The 20,973-nt window shown below is 63.3% G+C and carries 22 protein-coding genes; 8 read left to right on the forward strand and 14 right to left on the reverse strand.

Features of this window, described 5'->3' with window-relative positions; genetic code table 11:
• Positions 1 to 127 precede the first annotated feature (127 nt).
• On the forward strand, positions 128 to 598 hold the full coding sequence (locus WF331_RS23445) for an Rsd/AlgQ family anti-sigma factor (protein ID WP_016497486.1): 471 nt from the start codon (positions 128 to 130) through the stop codon (positions 596 to 598).
• 9 nt (positions 599 to 607) lie between these two features.
• Here WF331_RS23445 and WF331_RS23450 read toward each other — a convergent pair whose 3' ends face one another.
• Positions 608 to 1,246 (reverse strand): FKBP-type peptidyl-prolyl cis-trans isomerase, encoded by a 639-nt coding sequence (locus WF331_RS23450; protein WP_041167480.1) that lies wholly within the window; start codon positions 1,244 to 1,246, stop codon positions 608 to 610.
• A gap of 179 nt (positions 1,247 to 1,425) precedes the next feature.
• On the opposite strand from WF331_RS23450, the gene WF331_RS23455 reads away from it, so the two are divergent.
• Positions 1,426 to 2,562, forward strand: a complete 1,137-nt coding sequence (locus tag WF331_RS23455) for an AlgP family protein (RefSeq protein ID WP_340623340.1) — start codon at positions 1,426 to 1,428, stop codon at positions 2,560 to 2,562.
• Here the strand turns inward: WF331_RS23455 and WF331_RS23460 are convergent.
• Positions 2,538 to 3,020: a TIGR02444 family protein gene (locus tag WF331_RS23460; RefSeq protein ID WP_016497489.1), complete on the reverse strand. Its 483-nt coding sequence runs from the start codon at positions 3,018 to 3,020 to the stop codon at positions 2,538 to 2,540. The genes WF331_RS23455 and WF331_RS23460 overlap by 25 nt on opposite strands.
• Before the next feature lie 50 nt (positions 3,021 to 3,070).
• On the opposite strand from WF331_RS23460, the gene WF331_RS23465 reads away from it, so the two are divergent.
• From WF331_RS23465 to WF331_RS23475, 3 genes are all read left to right on the forward strand, one after another.
• The gene (locus tag WF331_RS23465) at positions 3,071 to 4,981 is read left to right on the forward strand and encodes an ATP-binding cassette domain-containing protein (RefSeq protein WP_197898287.1); all 1,911 of its coding nucleotides are present in this window, start codon (positions 3,071 to 3,073) and stop codon (positions 4,979 to 4,981) included.
• Positions 4,981 to 5,568 carry a mechanosensitive ion channel family protein gene (locus WF331_RS23470; protein ID WP_016497491.1) on the forward strand — a complete coding sequence of 196 codons (588 nt, stop codon included), beginning with the start codon at positions 4,981 to 4,983 and terminating at the stop codon, positions 5,566 to 5,568. Before WF331_RS23465 ends, WF331_RS23470 begins: the two co-directional genes overlap by 1 nt.
• Positions 5,569 to 5,768: 200 nt before the next feature.
• Positions 5,769 to 6,401, forward strand: coding sequence for a LysE family transporter (locus tag WF331_RS23475; protein WP_016497492.1), 633 nt, complete (start codon positions 5,769 to 5,771; stop codon positions 6,399 to 6,401).
• Positions 6,402 to 6,432: 31 nt separating this feature from the next.
• On the opposite strand, the gene WF331_RS23480 is transcribed toward WF331_RS23475, so the two are convergent.
• Positions 6,433 to 7,185 (reverse strand): slipin family protein, encoded by a 753-nt coding sequence (locus WF331_RS23480; RefSeq protein WP_016497493.1) that lies wholly within the window; start codon positions 7,183 to 7,185, stop codon positions 6,433 to 6,435.
• Positions 7,186 to 7,187: 2 nt separating this feature from the next.
• Positions 7,188 to 8,534, reverse strand: a complete 1,347-nt coding sequence (locus WF331_RS23485; RefSeq protein WP_340623341.1) for an NfeD family protein — start codon at positions 8,532 to 8,534, stop codon at positions 7,188 to 7,190.
• 98 nt (positions 8,535 to 8,632) lie between these two features.
• Here WF331_RS23485 and WF331_RS23490 point away from each other — a divergent pair, with 98 nt between their 5' ends.
• The 3 genes from WF331_RS23490 (at position 8,633) to WF331_RS23500 (ending at position 10,102) form a co-directional block, all read left to right on the forward strand.
• Positions 8,633 to 9,091, forward strand: coding sequence for an aminoacyl-tRNA deacylase (locus WF331_RS23490; protein ID WP_016484356.1), 459 nt, complete (start codon positions 8,633 to 8,635; stop codon positions 9,089 to 9,091).
• Between the two features lie 60 nt (positions 9,092 to 9,151).
• Positions 9,152 to 9,394: a DUF2789 domain-containing protein gene (locus WF331_RS23495; RefSeq protein ID WP_016484357.1), complete on the forward strand. Its 243-nt coding sequence runs from the start codon at positions 9,152 to 9,154 to the stop codon at positions 9,392 to 9,394.
• A gap of 69 nt (positions 9,395 to 9,463) precedes the next feature.
• Positions 9,464 to 10,102: a hypothetical protein gene (locus WF331_RS23500; protein WP_016497496.1), complete on the forward strand. Its 639-nt coding sequence runs from the start codon at positions 9,464 to 9,466 to the stop codon at positions 10,100 to 10,102.
• A gap of 6 nt (positions 10,103 to 10,108) precedes the next feature.
• On the opposite strand, the gene WF331_RS23505 is transcribed toward WF331_RS23500, so the two are convergent.
• From WF331_RS23505 to WF331_RS23550, 10 genes are all read right to left on the reverse strand, one after another.
• Positions 10,109 to 10,546, reverse strand: coding sequence for a CBS domain-containing protein (locus tag WF331_RS23505; RefSeq protein WP_016497497.1), 438 nt, complete (start codon positions 10,544 to 10,546; stop codon positions 10,109 to 10,111).
• Between the two features lie 125 nt (positions 10,547 to 10,671).
• Complete coding sequence (locus tag WF331_RS23510; protein WP_340623342.1) at positions 10,672 to 11,964, reverse strand: hypothetical protein; 1,293 nt, start codon at positions 11,962 to 11,964, stop codon at positions 10,672 to 10,674.
• A gap of 8 nt (positions 11,965 to 11,972) precedes the next feature.
• The gene (locus WF331_RS23515) at positions 11,973 to 13,208 is read right to left on the reverse strand and encodes a hypothetical protein (RefSeq protein ID WP_340623343.1); all 1,236 of its coding nucleotides are present in this window, start codon (positions 13,206 to 13,208) and stop codon (positions 11,973 to 11,975) included.
• 46 nt (positions 13,209 to 13,254) lie between these two features.
• A complete protein-coding gene (locus WF331_RS23520; protein ID WP_016497500.1) occupies positions 13,255 to 13,758 on the reverse strand; it encodes a hypothetical protein in 504 nt (167 codons plus the stop codon).
• 13 nt (positions 13,759 to 13,771) lie between these two features.
• Positions 13,772 to 14,506 carry a hypothetical protein gene (locus WF331_RS23525; protein ID WP_049274575.1) on the reverse strand — a complete coding sequence of 245 codons (735 nt, stop codon included), beginning with the start codon at positions 14,504 to 14,506 and terminating at the stop codon, positions 13,772 to 13,774.
• Positions 14,507 to 14,529: 23 nt separating this feature from the next.
• Complete coding sequence (locus WF331_RS23530) at positions 14,530 to 16,080, reverse strand: formylglycine-generating enzyme family protein (protein ID WP_059395019.1); 1,551 nt, start codon at positions 16,078 to 16,080, stop codon at positions 14,530 to 14,532.
• Positions 16,070 to 17,293: an ABC transporter permease gene (locus WF331_RS23535; RefSeq protein ID WP_016497503.1), complete on the reverse strand. Its 1,224-nt coding sequence runs from the start codon at positions 17,291 to 17,293 to the stop codon at positions 16,070 to 16,072. Before WF331_RS23535 ends, WF331_RS23530 begins: the two co-directional genes overlap by 11 nt.
• A complete protein-coding gene (locus tag WF331_RS23540; protein ID WP_174371014.1) occupies positions 17,277 to 17,975 on the reverse strand; it encodes an ABC transporter ATP-binding protein in 699 nt (232 codons plus the stop codon). Before WF331_RS23540 ends, WF331_RS23535 begins: the two co-directional genes overlap by 17 nt.
• A 6-nt stretch (positions 17,976 to 17,981) precedes the next feature.
• Positions 17,982 to 19,934 (reverse strand): vWA domain-containing protein, encoded by a 1,953-nt coding sequence (locus WF331_RS23545; protein ID WP_016497505.1) that lies wholly within the window; start codon positions 19,932 to 19,934, stop codon positions 17,982 to 17,984.
• Positions 19,931 to 20,971 carry a hypothetical protein gene (locus tag WF331_RS23550; protein ID WP_340623344.1) on the reverse strand — a complete coding sequence of 347 codons (1,041 nt, stop codon included), beginning with the start codon at positions 20,969 to 20,971 and terminating at the stop codon, positions 19,931 to 19,933. Before WF331_RS23550 ends, WF331_RS23545 begins: the two co-directional genes overlap by 4 nt.
• Positions 20,972 to 20,973: the final 2 nt, after the last annotated feature.

Below are 20,973 nucleotides of genomic sequence, written 5' to 3' on the forward strand. Positions count from 1 at the left end.
GGGAATAATCTCCCAGCACGCATACCGAAAATACAACTGCTCGATGCCGTCCTGCTGATGTCACCTTTGTGCTGCGCGGTCGTGGTGCGAGGTGCAGCGGCATCTACCCAGAAGGGAAGAGATTGCCATGCTCGATAGTTGTCAGAATGCCCAGGAACGCTGGGGTGGGGTTCACAAGCTGATCGACCGTTGGCTGGATGAGCGCCAGGAACTGGTGCAGGCTTTCCGTGCTTTGCGCGATGTGAAGCCGGCCTTCGCCGACAAGGATACGCACGGGGACTTCTGTGCTCTCCTTGTGGACTACGTTTCGGCGTGGCACTTCGAGGTCAGCGAACAATTGGTCAGTGAAGCCAAGGAATTTGGTGACACGCGCGGTCTGGAGCTGGCCACGCAGATCAATCCTCGCATCGATGACAGTACCCAGATTGCTCTGGCCTTCAACGACCATTGTACAAAAGGTGAGTGCTCGGACCCGGCTCGTTTTGCCGAGAAGCTGACCAAGTTGGGTGCCCTGCTGCACGAGCGCTTCGAACTCGAAGATTGCCTGATCGAAGTGCTGCACAACGCGCACAAGGAAGAAGGCACAGTCGAGGCCTGAAGGTTGGCGTCAGTCGCCAACCGCCAGCAATTCGATCTCGAACACCAGGGGCGTATAGGGTGCGATCAGGTCACCTGCGCCTTCGGCGCCGTAGGCCTGCGCTGACGGGATTACCAGGCGCCATTTGGCCCCGGCGTGCATCCTTGGCAAGGCCACCTGCCACCCTTCGATCACCGAATCCAGGCTGAACCACTGGGGCGCCTGGTTCTGGTCGAACACCGAGCCATCCGGCAGCCTGCCCACATAGCGCACCTGCACTTTACCGCCAACTTTGGGCTGCGCGCCTGTGCCTGGCTGCAGTTCACTGTAGAGCACACCTTCCGGTAGTTCGCGTACCCCATAACGGCCACGCTCGTTGGCCATGAAGCGTGTTTCGGCTGCCTGCAACTTCTGCGTGGCGGCGTCACCTTCCTGGGCTTCGTGTTGCTGGAGCACGGCCTGCATACGTGCTTTGTCGAGCTTCAAGGGTTGCCCCTGATAGGACTGTTTCAGGCCTTCGACCAGTGCGTCCAGTTGCAGGCCAGGCATATCCTGGCGCAGACGCTCGCCCAGGCTGGCGCCCAGGCTGTAGGCGAGGTCATGGTCGTTGCTGTCGGCCATTGCAACTGGCACCAGCAGGCATAAACCTAATACAAGATATCGAGGCAATGCCCTGACTCCCAAATATCAGCAATGATTAATTCAGCAACTACACTTTCACGCAGCTGCAAGATAACAACTTTGCCCAGGCATGCAACGCGGCGTAAATATTACTGTCAACATGCCCTAGCGGCGGTAGCAGCAGAAGCATAGTATGAGCCGCAATCTCGTCAGCCAGGAGGTAAACCATGTCGGCCAAAAAGAAGCCAGTAAGTACGCCGTTACACCTGCTCCAGCAACTTTCGGGCAGCCTGCTCGAACACTTGGAAGATGCCTGCTCGCAAGCGCTGGCTGATGCGGAAAAACTGCTGGCCAAACTGGAAAAGCAGCGTGGCAAGGCCCAGGAAAAACTGCACAACGGTCGCCTGAAATTGCAGGACGCCGCCAAGGCAGGAAAAGCCAAGGCGCAGTCCAAAGCGCAAAAAGCCGTTGGTGAACTTGAAGGGCTGCTCGATGCCCTCAAGGAACGTCAAACCCAGACCCGCTCCTATATCCAGCAACTCAAGCGCGATGCTCAGGACAGCCTCAAGCTGGCCCAAGGTGTAGGCAAGGTTCGCGAAGCCGCCGCCAAAGCCCTTGACCAGCGCGCCGTCAAAACCACCAAGCCTGCCGCTGCCAAGCCAGCTGCCAGAACCACCGCAGCCAAACCTGCCGCGAAGCCAGCTGCCAAGGCTACTGCTGCAGCCAAACCTGCCGCCAAGCCAGCTGCCAAAACCGCTGCTGCTGCCAAGCCAGCCGCTAAACCGGCTGCCAAGGCTACTGCTGCTGCCAAACCTGCCGCCAAGCCAGCTGCCAAGACTACTGCTGCAGTCAAACCTGCCGCGAAGCCAGCTGCCAAGGCCACCGCTGCAGCCAAACCTGCCGCGAAGCCAGCTGCCAAGGCCACTGCTGCAGCCAAACCTGCTGCGAAGCCAGCTGCCAAGACTACTGCTGCAGCCAAACCTGCCGCGAAGCCAGCTGCCAAAGCGGCTGCTGCTGCCAAACCCGCAGCGAAGCCAGCTGCCAAAGCGAGTGCTGCCGCCAAACCTGCGGCCAAGCCTGCTGCCGCTGCCAAACCTGCAGCCAAGCCTGCGCCAGCCAAAGCCGCTGCCGCGAAACCAGCTGCGAAACCAGCGGCCAAGCCTGCTGCCGCCAAGGCTCCTGCACGTCCGGCCGCCAAGCCATCTGCCGCCAAGCCTGTTGCCAGCAAGCCAGCCGACGCCAAACCTGCTACGCCAGCCGTCAGCACCCCGGCCGCAGCAACCAACTCGGCCACCCCGGCCGCTTCGGCAGCACCGTCGGCACCTGCCAGCACCCCGGCTCAGGCACCGTCTTCGGCGTCCTGAAGCGCAGCCGCCGCGACGCGCAACAGATCCAGCGCGTCGTGGTGTCGGGCAGGCTCCGGCGCCAGCCGGGCCAGCCAGTCGTCCGTGGGCTCAAGGGAGTCCGCGGGCCACTGTCGCGAGCATTCCTGCATACGCGCGAGCAGCGCTTTTTCTGCCTGTAATTCCAGCCCCTTCAGCTGCTCACGCAACGCCGCCAGTTGCGTATCACCCGACGCTGACTCTCGCCATTGCTGGCGCAGGCTGCGTAACGGGCCGACCACTTCCCGCTGCCAGGGCTCGGCAATGTCGTGCAGGGCTTGCGCGCGCGCGTCCAGCAGGGCCACGCCACGTGCCTGCAGCCAGGTGGCGCACAGCAGCAGGCAGACATCGCCACCCTGCGCCTGGAGTTCAAGGCAGGCCGCTTCCACGCCGGGCCTGGCATACAGGGCCAAGGCGTAATTCCACAGGTCGGTGTGCATGGTTCCACTCGCGCTATGGGCCGAGGAAGCTGGTAGACTCCGCGACCATCATGATCAGACTAACCAACCTCACTTTACAGCGTGGTCCGCAGCGCTTGCTAGACGGCGCCGACATGACCCTGCACGCCGGTCACAAAGCCGGCCTGATCGGCGCCAACGGCGCCGGGAAATCCAGCCTGTTCGCCTTGCTGCGCGGTGAGCTGTCGCCCGATGGTGGCGATTGCCAGCTGCCCGGCGACTGGCGCATCGCCCACATGCGCCAAGAGGTCGACACCCTCGACCGCCTGGCCGTGGACTATGTGCTCGACGGCGATCTTCGCCTGCGCAAGGTCCAGGCCGAACTGGCTGCGGCCGAGCAGACCCACGATGGCACCGCCCTGGCGCGCCTGCACAGTGAGCTGGAAGGCGCCGACGGCTATACCGCCGACGCCCGTGCGCGCAAATTGCTGGCGGGCCTGGGCTTCACCAACGAGCAGATGGACCGCCGCGTCGGCGACTTCTCCGGTGGCTGGCGGATGCGCCTGAACCTGGCTCAGGCGCTGATGTGCCCGTCCGACCTGCTGCTGCTCGACGAGCCCACCAACCACCTGGACCTCGACGCCATCCTGTGGCTGGAAGACTGGCTCAAGGGCTACCCCGGCACATTGTTGCTGATTTCCCACGACCGTGACTTCCTCGACGCCGTGGTCGACCATGTGCTGCACGTCGAGCAGCGCAAGCTGAACCTGTACAAGGGCGGCTACTCCGCCTTCGAGCGCACCCGTGCCGAACGCCTGGCGCAGCAGCAGCAAGCCTACGAGAAGCAGCAGGCACAGCGCGCGCACATGGAAAAGTACATCGCCCGCTTCAAGGCCCAGGCCACCAAGGCCCGCCAGGCACAAAGCCGGATCAAGGCCCTGGAGCGCATGGAGGAGCTGTCGGCTGCGCATGTCGACTCGCCGTTCGACTTCGTCTTCCGCGAGTCGCAGAAAATCTCCAGCCCGTTGCTGAGCCTGTCCGAAGGCCGCCTGGGCTATGGCGACAAGGCCATCCTCGACAAGGTCAAGCTGCAGCTCACCCCGGGTGCGCGCATTGGCCTGCTCGGGCCCAACGGCGCCGGCAAGTCGACCCTCATCAAGAACCTTGCGGGTGAGCTGGAGCCTTTGTCGGGCCGCCTGGTCCGTGGCGAGAACCTGGCGGTTGGCTACTTTGCCCAGCACCAGCTGGACTCGTTGGACGACAAGGCCAGCCCGCTGCTGCACCTGCAGCGTATTGCCCCCACCGAGCGCGAGCAGACCCTGCGCGACTTCCTCGGTGGCTTCGACTTCCATGGCGCCCGCACTGACGAGCCGGTGGTGAATTTCTCCGGTGGCGAAAAGGCCCGCCTGGCGCTGGCGCTGATTGCCTGGGAACGGCCGAACCTGCTGCTGCTCGACGAACCAACCAACCACCTGGACCTGGAAATGCGCCTGGCGCTGACCATGGCGTTGCAGGAGTTTGCCGGTGCCGTGGTGGTGGTGTCGCACGACCGTCACCTGCTCAAGAGCACGACCGACGACTTCCTGCTGGTGGCCGATGGCAAGGTCGAAACCTTCGACGGAGACCTGGACGACTACAGCCGTTGGCTGGTCGAGTACCGCCAGCGCAGCGCGCCGGCCAGTACGGCCCCGGTCAACCCGGACAAGACCGACAAGAAAGCCCAGCGCCAGGCTGCCGCAGCCTTGCGCCAGCAACTGGCCCCGCACAAGAAGGCGGCCGACAAGCTGGAAACCGAGCTCAACCAGGTGCACGTGCAACTGGCCGAGATCGAGACCGCGCTGGGTGACGGTGGCCTCTACGAAGCGGCGCGCAAGGACGAGTTGCGTGACCTGCTGGCGCGCCAGACCAAGCTCAAGCAACGCGAAGGCGAGCTGGAAGAAGCCTGGATGGAAGCGCTGGAAACCCTCGAAAGCATGCAGGCCGAGCTCGAGGCGCTGTCCTGATGGAGGAACTGCGTTCGCTGCTGCCAGGGCAATGGATGGACACCTTCTGGCTGGGCTTGCAGATTCTGTTGATCCTGGTGGCGGCCTTCGTACTGCAGCGCATCGTTGCTCGCGGGTTGAGCCGCCTGGGCCAGCGTTACCCGCTGCCACCAGAGCTGCTGGTACCGGTGCGTGGCGGCCTGCGCTGGCTGATCATGGGCAGCGCACTGCTGTTCGTGCTGGAGCGCCTGGGCGTTTCGGCGACCGTGCTGTGGACGGCGCTGTCCGGCTTTGTCGCGGTGGCGGCGGTGGCCTTCTTCGCCATGTGGAGCGTGCTGTCCAACCTGCTGTGCGCGGTGCTCATCTTCACGGTCGGGCCGTTTCGCATTGGTGATGTGGTCGAACTGGTCGATACCCTGGACAAGCCGGGCGTGAAAGGCCGGGTGATCGCGATCAACCTGCTGTTTACCACCCTGCTGGAAATGCCCGAAGCGGGCGGGGCGCTGGTGCAGGTGCCCAATAGCCAGTTCTTCCAGAAGTCGGTCCGGCGCTGGCGCGGGGCCGAGGTACAGGCCCTGCACAAAGAAACAGCTGCCGAAGCTGACTGAAGCTGTATTGGCCCCTTCGCGGGCATGCCCGCTCCCACAGGTATCCCACAGGGTCTGAAAACTGCACAGTACTTGTGGGAGCGGGCGCGCCCGCTAAGAGGCCGGTACAGGCGATAGAAAATCCATCAGAAATCGCTGGTTATTTTTTCACCAAAACCTTAGCTTAACCTTTTGCAACAAGTGTTCGAGCGAGGTGTGTGATGTCGATGGAAGTATGGTTGGGCTTCTTTGCCGCCTGTTGGGTGATCAGCCTGTCACCCGGTGCCGGGGCGATCGCCTCGATGTCCAGCGGCCTGCAATACGGCTTCTGGCGTGGTTACTGGAACGCCCTGGGCCTGCAACTGGGCCTGATTGTGCAAATCGCCATTATTGCCGCCGGCGTCGGCGCCATCCTGGCCGCCTCGGCCACCGCCTTCCAGGTCATCAAATGGTTCGGCGTTGCCTACCTCGTATACCTGGCCTACAAGCAATGGCGCGCCTTGCCGATGGACATGTCCGATGAGTCCAGCGTGCGCCCTATCGGCAAACCGCTGAGCCTGGTGTTCCGCGGCTTTCTGGTCAACGTCAGCAACCCCAAGGCACTGGTGTTCATGCTGGCGGTACTGCCGCAGTTCATCAACCCGCATGCACCGCTGTTGCCGCAGTATGTGGCAATCACCGTGACCATGATCACCGTGGACATGCTGGTGATGGCGGGCTACACCGGTTTGGCCTCGCGGGTGTTGCGCCTGCTGCGTACACCCAAGCAGCAGAAACGCTTGAACCGGACGTTTGCCGGGTTGTTCATTGGGGCGGCGACCTTCCTCGCTACCCTGCGTCGCGCGCCTCTCTGACAGACCGCCGGGGCCTGGTCTGGCCCCAACTCTATTTCTGCTTGTCTACCAGCCCCGTCAGCAAGTCCACCGGCATCGGGAAGACAATGGTCGAGGTCCTGTCCCCCGCAATCGCCCCCAGCGTCTGCATATAGCGCAACTGCATCGCCCCAGGCTCCTTGCCCAGCATCTGCGCAGCCTGCATCAGCTTCTCCGACGCCTGCAATTCCCCCTCGGCATGGATCACCTTGGCCCGCCGTTCGCGTTCGGCCTCGGCCTGCCGGGCGATGGCGCGGATCATCGATTCGTTGAGGTCGACATGCTTGATCTCGACGTTGGCCACCTTGATGCCCCAGGCATCGGTTTGCGCGTCCAGCACCTGGCGAATGTCCGCGTTCAGTTGCTCACGTTCTGCCAGCAGCTCATCCAGTTCGTGCTTGCCCAGCACCGCACGCAGCGTGGTCTGGGCCAACTGGCTGGTGGCTACCAGAAAGTCCTCGACCTGGATGATCGCCTTTTGCGGGTCGAGCACGCGGAAGTAGAGCACCGCGTTGACCTTGACCGAAACGTTGTCGCGGGTGATTACATCCTGTGGTGGCACATCCAGCACCACGGTGCGCAGGTCTACCCGCACCATTTGCTGGATCACCGGGATCAACAGGATCAGCCCCGGCCCCTTCACCTGCCAGAAGCGCCCCAGCTGGAACACCACGCCGCGTTCGTATTCGCGCAGGATGCGAAACGCCGACAGCAACAGCATTGCCAGCACGATCAGCACGGCACCAAAACCCAGTTGCATGAACATGGTTAGTCTCCTTGCGCCGCAGGCGCGGCGGCGCTCACGTCCAGCATCACGCCATGGCGCGCGGTCACCCGCACGTTCTGGCCAGCTTGCAGCGGCGTTGCGCACTGCACTTGCCATTGCTCGCCCTGGGCCAGTACCACGCCACGGAACGGGTTGCCTGCCATCACTTGGGTGACGGTGACCAGGCTGCCGACCAGGCCGGCGTCACCGCTGACCAGCGCCCGTTGGCGTGCCTTGAGGGCCATGCCCAGCACCCCGCCGATCAACAGCGCCGAGAGCACTGCCAGGGTACCGATCAAGGCCAGCGGGATGCCGAAGCCGGGTGCGTCAGTGTCGATCAGGATCAGCGCGCCGACCACAAAGGCAACGATGCCGCCAAACCCGACCACGCCGAAACTGGGCAGGAAGGCTTCGGCGATCATGAAAGCGATGCCCAGCAAGATCAGCGCCACCCCGGCGAAGCTCACCGGTAACAGCTGCAGGGCGTACAGTGCCAATAGCAGGCAGATGCCGCCGACCACGCCTCCCACGGTAGAGCCGGGGCTCATGAATTCAAACAACAGGCCGTACACGCCGACCATGATCAGGATCAGCGCCACGCTGGGGTTGGTGATGACCGCCAGTACCCGGGTGCGCCAATCCGGCAGGTGCTCCACCAGGCTGGCGCCGGCTGTCTGCAACTGGTGTGGCTGGCCGGCGGCCTCCAGCGTTTTGCCGTCGAGTTTGCGCAGCAGGGCAGGCAGGTCGTCAGCTACCTGGTCGATCACATTCAGCCGCAAGGCTTCGCTGGCAGGGAGGCTGACAGCCTCGCGCACGGCCTTCTCCGCCCAATCGGCATTGCGCCCGCGCAACTGTGCCAGGCCGCGGATGTACGCAGCGGCGTCGTTGACCTGCTTTCGGGACAAGGTTTCATCATCGCTGCCTTTGGCCTTGTCGTCCTTGGGCGCACCTGGGGGGCCGCCAATCTGTACGGGCGTGGCGGCCCCCAGGTTGGTCCCGGGGGCCATCGCGGCAACATGGCTGGCGTAGAGAATATAGGTGCCGGCGCTGGCAGCGCGGGCACCGCTTGGGGCCACGTAGGTGGCAACCGGCACGGGGCTGGCGAGAATCGCCTTGATCATCTGGCGCATGGCGCTGTCCAGGCCACCTGGGGTGTCCATGCGGATCACCACCAGTTGCGCGCCCTGGGCCTGGGCCTGGTCGAGGCTGCGTACCAGGTAGTCGGCGCTGGCCGGGCCGATGGCATCATCGATGCCCAGCACCCACACTGCACCGGGCGCTGCCTGACCACCTGGCGTGATGCCAAGCAGCAACAGCAGCAACAGCCAGCGCCAGCAGCGGGCGATCACCTGTCGTCACCTCGTTTGGCCCTATTACACAAGTTTAGCCCTGGCTGGCGCCAGCCGGCCTAAAATTGGAGATTGGGGGGCGAAACCGGAGGTGCATCATGCGTATGGCAAAGACCCTGCAGGCCCGCCTGGACAAGGCCAACTGCGACTACGACATCATTCCCCATCCACACTCGGCCACCAGCCTGGAGTCGGCCCGTACGGCCGGCGTGCCCGCCGAGCGGGTCGCCAAGTCGGTGATGCTCGATGACCGGCATGGCAACTACATCATGGCCGTGCTACCGGCCAACCGGCATCTGGACATGACCAAGGTGCGCATGTCCGGGGCCTGGCAACTGACCCGCGAAAGCGGCCTGCCGAGCCTGTTCGGCGACTGCGAGCGCGGCGCCGTACCGGCCCTTGGCGACGCCTACCAGATAAAAATGCTGCTTGATCCGAGTCTTACTCGCCAAGGCGATGTCTATCTGGAGGCGGGTGACCACGATCACCTGATCCACATGAGCATGGAGCAGTACATGAAGTTGGTGCCGCACGCCGAAGTGCGCGAGCTGTGCTGATGCTTTCAACCCATACCAGTCTGGCGTCGTCGATGACCAGGCTGGTGCCCAGGAGGAACCATGGACAAGCCGATTCATCCATTTTCGGAAATTTTCAAGCAACTGGGTCTTCCTGACGACCCGGTAGAAATCGATCGTTTCATCACAACCCATTCACCACTCGATGAAGATGTGAAGCTGGTGGATGCGCCATTCTGGAACGACTCTCAACGAGCCTTTCTCAAGGAAAGCTACACCGCCGACGCTGACTGGATACCCATGATCGACCAGCTGAACGAGGCGCTGCATCCCCGCAAAAAATAAAGCGCCGAGCGGCACCTGACGAGTGATTGGCCGTTGCTATGCTCAGGAAAACAATAAGGGGATAGCGCGATGAAAGATCCCTATGCACCAGGTTTCTGGTGCTCCGTGACGATCCTGGGCACCCTGACGGCCAGTTACTTCTATGGCATCAGGCAAACGCAACAGATGAACCAGGCTGTGCACTTCCTGTATGCGGCTGCCGCTGTCACGGTGGCGGTGGTATTGGTGGCGCTGACCTGGATCGCCTGGCAACAGTTGCACCTGAACAAGCGCGAAGTGATTCAGGGACGAACGTTGCTCACCATCTGGAACACCAAGGTGGCGCTACGCCGCGTCGAGACGGTATTCGACCGCTATTTCTGGGGCAGCTACTGGCATTCGGGGCGCACGTTCGAAGAAGTCATGGGCGAGCTCAAGGGCACGCCGCTGGAGCAGAGCCTGGATGCGCTGAAGCGCCAGTGCCGGGCACTGGACCGTGAAATCCATGATCACCATCACCATTGGCTGGCCAATGCCCGCGACCTGTCCAGCGTAGCCCAGGCCATGGCCCGTGAACGCTACCAGCTGGACCTGGGCGAGCCCACCTGCAGTGGCAATGGCAATACTGCCGTGCTCAACCGTGACCTGGAGGTGCTGGTGTACACCTGGTCGGCGCGCCTGCGCAGCTTCGACCATCAACTGGACGAGCTGGAGCGCGCCTACCATTGAGGGGCGTCATTCGCCGCGGATGTACTGCTCCAGCTGCTGAATCAGGCTGGCCTGTTCGGTGATGGTTTCCTTGACCAGGTCGCCGATCGACAGCAGGCCGAGCAGCTTGCCGTTGTCGACCACCGGCAGGTGACGCAGGTGACGGTCGGTCATCAGGTTCATGCAGAAATCGAGCTTCCGCTTGGGCTCCACAGTGACCACGGGTGCGCTCATGATTTCGCGCACCGGGGTGGCGGCGGAAGAGCGGCCCTTGAGGACCAGTTTGCGCGCATAGTCCCGTTCACTGACGATACCCACCACCTGGTCGCCCTCGACCACGGGCAACGCACCGACGTTTTTCTCCGCCAGCACTTTCAGGGCGTCGAGCACCGAGTCATCCGGGCCGATGGTGTAAACGGTCTGGTGCTGGGACTTGGTCTTGAGGAGTTGTTCGACGGTCTTCATACGGGCCTCTGCGGGTGAAAAAAGCGCTGTCTCGGAGTAACTAAAGCATCCGGCACGGCGCTCTGCACGGCAATGCAGGAAACGGCATGGAGCCGATTGAAAAACGTCATCAGCGGTCATTGCGCCTACGGGCAACCGGTCGCGGCCACCTCCTGGCTCGCTTCCTTGAGTGCCGCGGCCACAGCAGCGGCATCGTTGGCGGTATACACCCGCCCGCCGGTATTGCTGGCTGCGCAGTTGGAGCCGGTGCTGGCGCTGATGTTGACCACGTTGATGCGCAGGCGCGGCTGGTTCTTGGCGATCTGTTCCGACACGCTGCACACACTGGTACCGCAACTGTCCCGGCCATCCACGAACATCACGATCACGCCATCCCGGTCACGGCCGTTCATCTTGCTGGCGGCTGCTTGCAGGCTGATACCCAGCCCCGTCCCGCCACGTGCGTTCAGGTCGGCCACCCGCTTGACCAGGTCTTCGCGCTGGCCAGGGCCAAAGACCCCGTGGTCCACCGGGCTGCGGCAGCCGTCGAAGGTGACCAGGCGCATGTCCACGGCCCTGTCCAGGTCGCCGATCACTGCGGTCAGCGAGCTTTTCGCCACGTCCATGCGGGTGAGCCGTTGCGGCTGGTTGTTGGCCAGCAGTTCGTCAACGTAAGGAATGCGGGCCAGCAGGCCGATGTACCAAGGGTCATCTTCCTTTTTCACCCTGATGCGCTGGTCCATGGAGCCCGAGGTGTCCAGCACCACCGCAAACTCCGACGCCTGGAAGGCACCCCCCGGGGTACAGATTGCAGTCTGCGTATAGCCCTGCCAGCGCTGGTACAGCACCGGCCAGCTGCTGTACAGCCAGTAGAGCAGGAGCAGTAACAGGCCAAACAGCAGCCAGGGCCACAGGCGCAGGCGGCGGCGTTCGGTCATCACCACGGTTCGTGTCCGGGTGGGCTTGGGGGTTGGTGCTGGTTTTGGCTTGGCCGGCGCGGGCTGTCGCGGTGCCGGAGGTGGCGACACCACGGGCGGCGCAGCGACAGGTGCCGGCTGCCCCCAGCGAATCACCAGGGGTTCGTCGTTGATGCTGTACAGGTTGGCAAGGTCGGGTCGGCCGATCAGTGTGCGCAACGCTTCGGCTGCGGGCGCCTGGCCGCGCCGTTGCAGCTCATCGGCCAATTGGCTGACGGCTGCCTGGCGCTCTTCATAGCGCTTGAGCAAGGCAGCCTGCTGCTCTCGGCCGAGGGTGGCATACAGATGCGGTTGCCCCTCCAGTTCAGACCACCATTCCAGCACACCGTCGCGGCCCTGCCGGGGTATCGCGTACAGGTGAGCGATGCCCGGCGGAAAGTGCTGGCGGATCAACGCCACCCTCAGTTCAAGCGCGCTGGCAGCATCCTGGCTGGCGTGGGTGTCGCGGTTTACCCTTTGCATGTCTTGTCCTAGTCGCAATCGGCTGTGCTGGAGACTTCCTGGCTGGCAAGCTTGATGGCAGCGGCAACCTGCCCGGCATCGCTGGCGGAATAGATGCTCCCACCCGTACTCTCGGCGACACAGCTGGCCAAATTGCTGTTGCTGATGTCGACCAGATTGACGCGCAACCTCGGCTGCTCGCGGGCAATCCGCTGCGCCACTGCACACACGTCCTGTTCACAGCCGTCGGCACCGTCGATGAACATCAGGATCACCCCATCGCGGTCGCGACCGTTCATTGTTTTGGCCGCCACATCAAGGCTGGCCGCCAGGGCGGTGCCATCATTGGGTACCAGTGCCTGAATACCTTTGATCAATGCCGGGCGCTGGGCCAGGGTGAACACGCCGTGGTCCAGCGGCGCGCGGCAGCCATCGAAGGTCACCACGCGCATATCCACCGCCGGGTGCAGGTCGTTGATCAGGTGGGTCAGGCTGCTCTTGGCCACGTCCATACGCACCGGGGCGCGGGTAAGTTGCGCGACACGCTGCTGATCGATGTTCGGGTCGTCATTGATGTGTTGGAAGAACCATTGTTCGTCTTCAAGGGTGGTGGCGACGTTGAGTAGCATCGAGCCCGAGGTGTCGAGCACCACGGAAAATTCGGGCGGCTGTATGCGGGTGTCTTTCACGCAGGCGAAGGGCGTGGCGGGGCGGTTGCCAAGCCAATGCTGCAGGTAGGGCCAGCCGAACCACAAGGCCAGGGCCAGCAACAGCAGGCCGAGCAGTGGCAACAAGAACCATGGCAGCCATACCCAGCGCCGAGGTACCACGGGCGCGGGTCGTGGCGGCAGCGGTGCGGGCGACGGCTTGACCGGGGCAGGTTCGGCCCAGCGCACGACCAGCGGTTGGCCGTTGATGCTGTATAGGTTGTTCAGGTCGGCAGGCCCGATGAGCTTGCGCAGCAGCGCAGCATCATTGGCCTGGCCCAGGCTTTCCAGTTTGCTTACCAGCTGGTGTACGGCTTCCTGGCGCTCGTCGTAGAGGCGCAGCACCGCGGCCTGTTGCTCGGCGCCGAGGTCATGGTATCGGTGCGGTTGGCCTTGCAGTTCCGACCACCATTCGCGCAGGCCATCCTTGCCGTTGCGTGGGGTGGCAAACAGATGAGCGATGCTCGGCGGAAAATGCCTGACGATGATCGCCATGGCCTGTTCGAGCACCCGCAGGTCGTCCTTGGCGGGGCTGGTGTCGCGGGTGACCCGCTGCATGTGGATATCCTGAGAAGATTCGGCAGCCGAAGCTGCCGATGAGGTTTTACTCGTAACCCAGGCTCAGCTGAAGGCGGCTGACCTGTTGTTGAAGGGCCGCGAGCTTCTGCTTGCGGGCTTCGATCTGGGCGTTGCTGGCATTTTGCGAGGGCGCGGCCTGGTTAGCCTTGAGCTGCTGCTCCAGGCCGGCGATCTGCTTTTGCACATCGCTCTTGTTGCCATGGCGCGCCTTGAGCGTGCCCAGCAGGTCGTTCAACGATTTTTCCAGGCTGGCCTGCTGCCGTTGCTGGCTTTGCAGGTCCTGGCGGGTCGAGGCCTGCAGTGCACTCAGTTGTGCGTACACTTCGTTGAACTGGCGGTTCTGCTCCTTGGCGCTGAGCAGCTCCTGTTCGCTGTTGCGTACACCCTCGGCATAACCTCCGCCGTAATCGCAGTTGAGCTTGCCGATCAGGCTGGCGCTGCTGTCGGAGGCATTGCACTGGGAGGCAGTGGTCGCACAACCGGCAAGGCTGGCCAGCAGTGCCAGGCACAGGCAGTTACGTAGAAACATGGCGTGCACTCCTTCAGCCCAGGGTGATTGCCGAACGCTGGCTGTAGAGGCCATCGACCTCCTGCTGCAGCGAGGCGACCTTGGTGTTCATCTTGGTGATCTCGGCTTCGACCTTTTGCACTTCGGCCTGGCTGGCGCCGCCATCACGTTCAAGCTTGGCCACCTGCTGGTATTCGGTAACGCGTTTTTTCATGTTGGTCAGGTCCTTGCGCATCAACCCGATGTTCTGGTCGATGTTGGCGATATCCCGCTGGGCCTTGGCCTTGTCCAGGGTCTTGGCTTTCATGCTCTGCTGGATGCTGGCAATTTGTTGCTTGTCGTCGTTGATGACGCGTTGCAGCGTATCGCTGCGCTGTGCGACCTTGGCGGTTTCACCCTGCACTTCGGTAGTCATCGCGTTCAGGCGCTCGGTGGTATCGGCATATTTCGCCCGGCGCTGATCAAGGTAGTAGTTGGCGCCCATGGCCACACCGCACGCGCCGACACCGGCGATGATCGAGCAGGCTGCCTTATTGCCGGAGTTGGACAGCATGCAGGCAAGAATGCCAGCGCTGGCCGCGATGGCACAGGCCTGGAAGCCCGATGTGGTAAAGAACTTGGCATCGTTGCCGCTGGTCAGGCGCGGATCGACAGTGCCCTGGCTACCGGTCATCGAGCTACCGGTATTGGCACAACCGGTAACGGCCAGGCAAGCAGCCATCAGCAGACCCAACCAAGGGTTGATACGGGTGGATGTAGGGAAGTTCATGGTGGCTCCTGGATGTCCTTGGGTCAGTGTGCGACGGTCTTGCAGCTGTTCAGCCATGCGTTGGCATCAATCTTCTGTGTCTTGAGGAACGACATCTGGTTGGCCCAGTGGGTACGCAGGTAGGGCGACAGGTCCTTGAGGTTCTTGTTTGCTTTGAACGAGCCGTCCAGCACTGGAACCTGGGCTTCGAGCAGGTCCTTGCCGTACAGCGAACCCGACTCCACCAGGGAGCTGGCGTAGTAGCGGCTGAGCTTGTGCAGGCGCTCCTGCTGCTCTTCGAGCTTGACCTTGCGCACGCCACAGGTCGGGTCTTCTTCACCGGCCTTGCAGTTGCTGGCGTAGTTTTTCTGCAAAAAGTCCAGGTACTGGCCGTCGTCGAGCATCTTGGTGCACAGGAAGGCGCCAAGGTTGAGGCTGGCGCGAATCGCCTGGTCTCGGGCTTCCTGCTGCTGCTGGTTGCTGGCGCGCAGTTGGTTCTCGACGGTCTTGAGCTGGTTCTTCAGGGCTTCGTCTTCCACGTTGGAAGCAAGCTCTTCCAGCGCCTTGACGGTGCCTTTCTGCTTGCTTTCGGCAGCTGGTTGATCGCTGCCCAGGTTGCTCCAGCTCTTCTCGATGTTTTTTACCCGGTCGCGCGAGGTGAGGGTCGGGGAAACCATGGCCAGGCGCAGGCCGTTGGTTTTCTTGGCCACTGCACCCTCGGCGTTGTAGTACGGCTCTTCCTGGCGCAGCGAGGTGCGCAGGTCGCCTTCGCTGGTCAGGTAGTTGCCACCGCGCACCACATAGCCACCGGCCTGGCCGTGCTGGCGGTCGAGCTTGTTCAGGCGGAACGGCTCGAACATCATCTCGCTGGCATTGCCGAGCATGTCATGCAGGCCCAGCGGGTTGGGCTTGAGCAGCCCGCTCAGTTGCAACTGGCCGTTGGCGGACTGCGCGCCGGCGAACCACTCGTAGGCATTCAGGCCTTCGGGCATGGGGTAGCGGCCATCGCGGAACTCGGCCGTGCTGACTTGCAAACCGCCACGCGCGGCGAACTCCCACTCCACCTCGGTTGGCAGGCGCAAGAAGCCTTGGGCGCCATCTTCGCGGGGCAGCTTGTCGGGTGCATTGGCACGCAACCAGCGGTTGTACTTGTCGGCAGCCTGCAGGGCGTCCAGCCACGACACCGATACAATCGGCAGGCGCTGCTTGTTGGAGGCGGTCGGGCAGGTTTCGTCCATCAACGCCTTGTACTGCAGCTGGCTCATCTCGTATTTGGCCAGCAGGTAGTAGCGCGACTTCTCACCTTTGGCACTGGTGAAACTGCCGGCAATGAACGCCGGGCGGGTCTGCTCGACATAGCCCCACTCGGCGCTGTCCTGGCCGATGTTGATGGGGTAGTCGTCCAGCGGGCCAGCCACCGGGATCATCACCTTGCGAAACACCATGGCGCCGTCACACGGCATGGGCAGCACCACGTCATCGGCGTCGGCCATGGGGTTGTAGTATTTCTCTTCCCAGGTCGCCGCTGTGGCTTGCAGCGCAAAGCCGAGAGCAAGTGGCGCCAGAAGCAGGCGGCTGTAGGCTTTAGAGTTCACGCAGGCTCTCCGCAGGTTGTATGCGTATGGCACGCAAGGCGCCGATCAGGGCGACCAGGCCGGCGACCAGGAAGGCCAGCAGCAGGGCGACCAGGCCATGCCATACGGTGATGTGACAAATGAAGGCGCCGGTTGCCTGGCTGCTGACCAGCAACCGGTCGAACAGCAGGCTGCCGAGGTAGTAGCTGCCAAGGCCGCCCAGGTAGCCCACCAGGCTCAGCACGAGTGCTTGAAGCACCACGTAGGCCGATACCGCGGGGCTGCTGAAGCCCAGCAGGCGCAGCACGGCCAGGTGGCGGCGCTTGCGATCGATGTTGGCCAGGAAGGCGCCGACCAGCGAGGCGATGCAGCCGATCAGGGCGGCCCCGGCAATAACGCTGAAAATCAGCCCGAGCACGTGGTTGATTGCCTTGACGCTGTTGATTTCTGCCAGGCGGCTGGCGGTTTCGATGCGCTGTTCGTTAAGCCAGCGCTCCAGCGGTGCCACGCTGTCGATGTCCCGCGCATAGACCCGGGCCCGGGCGTAGCCGACGTTCAGGGCATCAAGGGCCTGGCCACTGCTTGCCCCGAGGCTGGCGACCAGATAACCGTCGCGATAGTGTTCCAGCTCCATCAGCAGCTCGGGGCTGACAAAGGCTGCAGGGCGGGCGAAGCGCACCGAGCTGACGATGGCACGCACCTGCAACGTGCGCTCGCCACGCTCGTTGACTTCGTTCAGGCGCCGGGCAACGCGCAAGCGCAGGGTGTCACCTGCCTTGGCGTCGAGCCGTTCGGCGGCTCGTTCGCTGAGAATCACCTGGTCGGGCGCCAGCTCACTCAGGTCTGTTGCCAATAAGGGATCGCCGGCCCGGGTAGGGATGACCTCGACGTTGTCGGCGAAGCGGCCGTGTGCACCCAGCAGGTCGGCCTGGGTGTTCAGCGAGCGGGTCTGGCCGATGGCGAAGCCCACCTCCGGGCGTGCCTGCAACCGTTGCAGCCAGGCTTGGTCGAAATGGCCGCTGCTGAGCATCTTGACCTCAAGGTTTCGGGGGTCGCTGAGCAGTTCCTGTTGCAGTTGGCTGACCACCCCGTGCTTGAGGCCGAACAGCAACAACAGCGGGGCAATGACAGCGACCAGCGAGGCCGCCATGCACAAGGAAACGTTACGGTCGTGCCAGAGATCGGCCAGGGATAACCGGGCCAGCAGCAGCAGGCGCTTATGCCATGGGTTCAAAGCGTGTTTCCCCTTGACCGTTGATGGCACCCAGGCGCGGCAGGCCGAAGCGTTCGACCAGAGCCCAGTCGTGGGACACGATCAAAGCGCTCAGCCCTAGCTCAGCCACCAGCTGCAGCAGCAGTTCGAACAGCCGCTCTGCATTGTGCGGGTCGAGCGCGGCGGTGGGCTCGTCGGCCAACAGCACCCGGGGTTCATGGGCGATGGCACGCACGCAGGCCACCCGCTGACGCTCGCCGATGGACAGCGCCTGGGGCAATTTGCCCAGCAGCGGTGCCAGGCGCAGTGCCTCGACAGCCTTGTCCACCGCCGTGCTGGCAGGTGGCAGGCCGAGCAGGCGGCGTGGCAGCAGGATGTTGTCGCGCACACTGAGAAAAGGCAGTAGCCCGCCGTTCTGCAGCACAAAGCCAAGCTCGCGCGAACGCAATGCCGCCAACGCTGGCTGCTGGTCGCCGGCCAGCAGGCTGGCCACGTCCTGGCGTTGCGGGCCAAGCCTGTAGTGCGTCAGTTGCTCAGGCTTGAGCAGCAGGCCAATGGCTTCCAGCAGTGTGCTCTTGCCGCAGCCGCTCTCGCCCGTGATGGCACGCACTTCGCCGGGTTGCAGGCACAAGGCGTCCAGCCGTACCCGGTGAGCCTGCGATCCTTCGCCTCGAACGACTAGTAGTCCCTTGATATCGAGCATATGGGGTCAGGGCATCATTTCCAGCGGTACCGGGTAGACGTTGTCGCGGCTGTCACTGCCCGGCGCCAGGGCAACCCAGCGGTCGACATCGGCGTTGTAGCGTTGGTAATGGCGCAGCTTGGTGCTCAGGCTGCGGATGAATTTCTCCTGAGCCAGGCCATCCCAGCCCTTCCAGGTTTCTTCGTCCAGGTTCAGCACTTCGCTCTGGTAGGGCAGGTCTTGCAGGTACTCGCCAAGCACGCCCAGGTCTGCCACGCGAGTGGTCGAGCCTTGCTTCAGCTGGTTCGGGTCGGCACCCATGGTCGCGGCAACCGAGCGCAGGCGGGTGAACATTTCGTCTGGCGAAATCATGCCTTCGTTGGCGGCATCCAGGATCTGCTTGAGTACATCGCTCAGGTCGCTGAGTTGGGCCTTGGTCAGCAGGACGCGCACATCGGTGGTCGGCACGTTCTGTTTGATCAGGTCGCGGTCGCTGATCCAGGCCTGGAACACCGGCGGCGCCTGGGTACCGTTGGCCTTGCCCAGGTAGGCCAGCTGCATGGCGTGGCCGATCAGTGCGGCATCCTCGAGCATTTTCTTCTCGGCAGGGTCGGCCTTGGCATTGTTTGCGCTGCCGATGGCCGCCTCGCCCATGTAGGCCGCCCGCACTTGCTGGGTGATGGCTGCAGCCAGGCCGTCGACCTTGCGGCCAAAGGCCTCCACATCGCCGGCATTGACCGGGTAGTACAGCGAGGTGTTGGTGCCCGGGTAGTTCGACAGGGTGCGGTACTGCGCTTCAGCGGAGCTGTGGTTCTTGGCGCCACTGGGGGTTTTCAGGTGCAGGGTGTACAGGGCCACGCCAGGGTTGCTGGCTTCGATCTTGACCTGTTCGGCGCCAAGGCCGGTGCTCGACAGCTTGTCACCCCCGTCAATGGCGCCGGCATCGGTGATCAGCACCACATAGCGTGCGCCAAACTGGCTCCAGTCGATCTGGTCGACGGCAGACATGACACCGGCGTAGGCATCTTCGTTGAACTCGCTGCTGGACACCTTGGCCTGCTTCAGGTCCGCCACCTTGGCCATGAAGTCGGCACCGTCCTTCACCGTGTTGGGGTCGGCGTACATCTTGCTGACGTATTCCAGGCCCGGCACGGCCTTGGTGCTGGAGCGGTAGGCGACCAGGCCGAACTTGACCTGCTTGCCGAGGTTTTCCTTCTCGATCTGCCCGTACACGCGCTTTATCGCCTCGCGGGTGCGATCGATGTACGGGTCCATCGAAATGGTCGAGTCGATGACGAACACCACGGCCGCGCTGAACGCCTTCAACTGCTGGTTGGCAGCGCCCTGGGCAGGTGCTGGTGTGGCGGCTGCGGCACTGTCGGCCTTGCTGACCGAAGCCACATTGAGGATGCGCGTGCGGAAGCCTTCCTCGGTCATCACTTCTTCGCCGCTGAGCACGGGCAGCAGGTAGAAGTTTTTCTGCAGGTCGACGAAGTATTCGGGCTCTTCGGCCAGCACGCCGGGCGCCTCGGTGCCGTGCTTGAGCTTGGCGCGTAGCGGGGCCACATGGCTGACCGGGTCGGGGGCGTTGAGAATGCCTTCGAGCTGGTTGCGTTCCTTGAAGAACATCAGCCGATCACGGTTGGCGGGGTTGGTAAACGCCAGGGTCAGCTGCATTTTCCATTCGACGGTGCAATCGGCAGGCAGCCAGCCGATGCTCTTGCCCTGGGTGTCAGGGCCGACCCGCAGCCACTCGCGGGCGTCAGCCTGGGCGCGTTCGTACACGTAGAAGCGGCTGAAGGTGGGTTGTGCGGCGCCAGGGGCAGCCCCGGCATTATCGCTCAGCTTGCAGCCTGGCGTGGTCAACACGCGCTGGAACAGGGTTTTCTTGCCGTCCTGCAGCAGGGGCTTGTCGGCCGCCTGCAGGGCAGGGCTGAGCGACAAGGCCAGCAGCGCGGCGCCAATGCTACGCATCTTCATGGCTTGAGCTCCTCGTAGCGCTGCTTGGCTTCGGCGTTGTTTTCATCGAAGCTGAGGATGGTCTCGTACCAGGAGGCTGCGGTGGCGGCTTCCGGGGCCTTGAAGCAGTTGCTTGGCTGGTGGTACTTGGGGTCGTATTCGTGAGCGTAGGCCGTGGCGATCTGGATGTCACCGGCATTGGCGCGATTGGCATACAGGCGCTGGGCCACATCGCACTGGTCGTTGGCCTTGGCCAAACTGATCACTTCAAGCAGTGCGGCGCTGTCCGGTTTGCTCTGGATGCACGACTGCAGGAACGCCAGTGACGTCTGGCCTTGCATGCTTTCCAGCGAACAAGGTTTGGCCGCGTCGGCCTGTGCGACGGGCTTGTCTTCAGGCGGCACGGCTGCAGTTGCTTCGCCTGCGCTGCGGTTGAACCACCACCAACCGCCCCCGGCGGCAAGCGCCAGCAGGATCAGGGCCAACAGGGGCAGCAGCCACTTCTGGCCTTGCTTGGCAGGCGCCTTCGGCGGCGGTGCCACAGGTGCTGGCTGGGGGGCTGGCGCGGCCTCGGGCACGGGCTCTGCCGTCACTACCGGAACAGGCTCAAAGGTGGTCACCGCAGGTGGCTCGACAATCACCGTCGCGCTGGGCAAGGGTGCCGGGGGCGGCGATTTCTCCAGCGCTGGCCCAGACTCGACAGACGCGATGATGGCGCTGTTGATACGCACCATGCCAAGGTCGCTGCGCCCGGTCTGCGGGTTGCTGACCTCGATGCGGAAGGTGGCGGTACCGCTGGCTTGCAGCAATGGGTTGATCAGGTTGGGGCCGATCCGCGTTTCGATGGCCGGGGCGCCTGCGACAGCATTCATGCCATCCAGGCGGAACCAGTGAGCCACTTTGGCCCAGTGCCCGCCATCATGAAGAAACTCGTGGGACTGGCTACTTTGCAGAGAGCATTGCAGCCCTTCGCTGGTGCCTTCCCAGCCGGTGATCCGCAACAGGCCTTGGCCTGGTGTGTTCACGTCCAGTGGCAGCACATCAACTCTGATACCCATTG

The organism is Pseudomonas sp. YNh (assembly GCF_037993085.1).
GTDB classification, from domain to species: domain Bacteria; phylum Pseudomonadota; class Gammaproteobacteria; order Pseudomonadales; family Pseudomonadaceae; genus Aquipseudomonas; species Aquipseudomonas putida.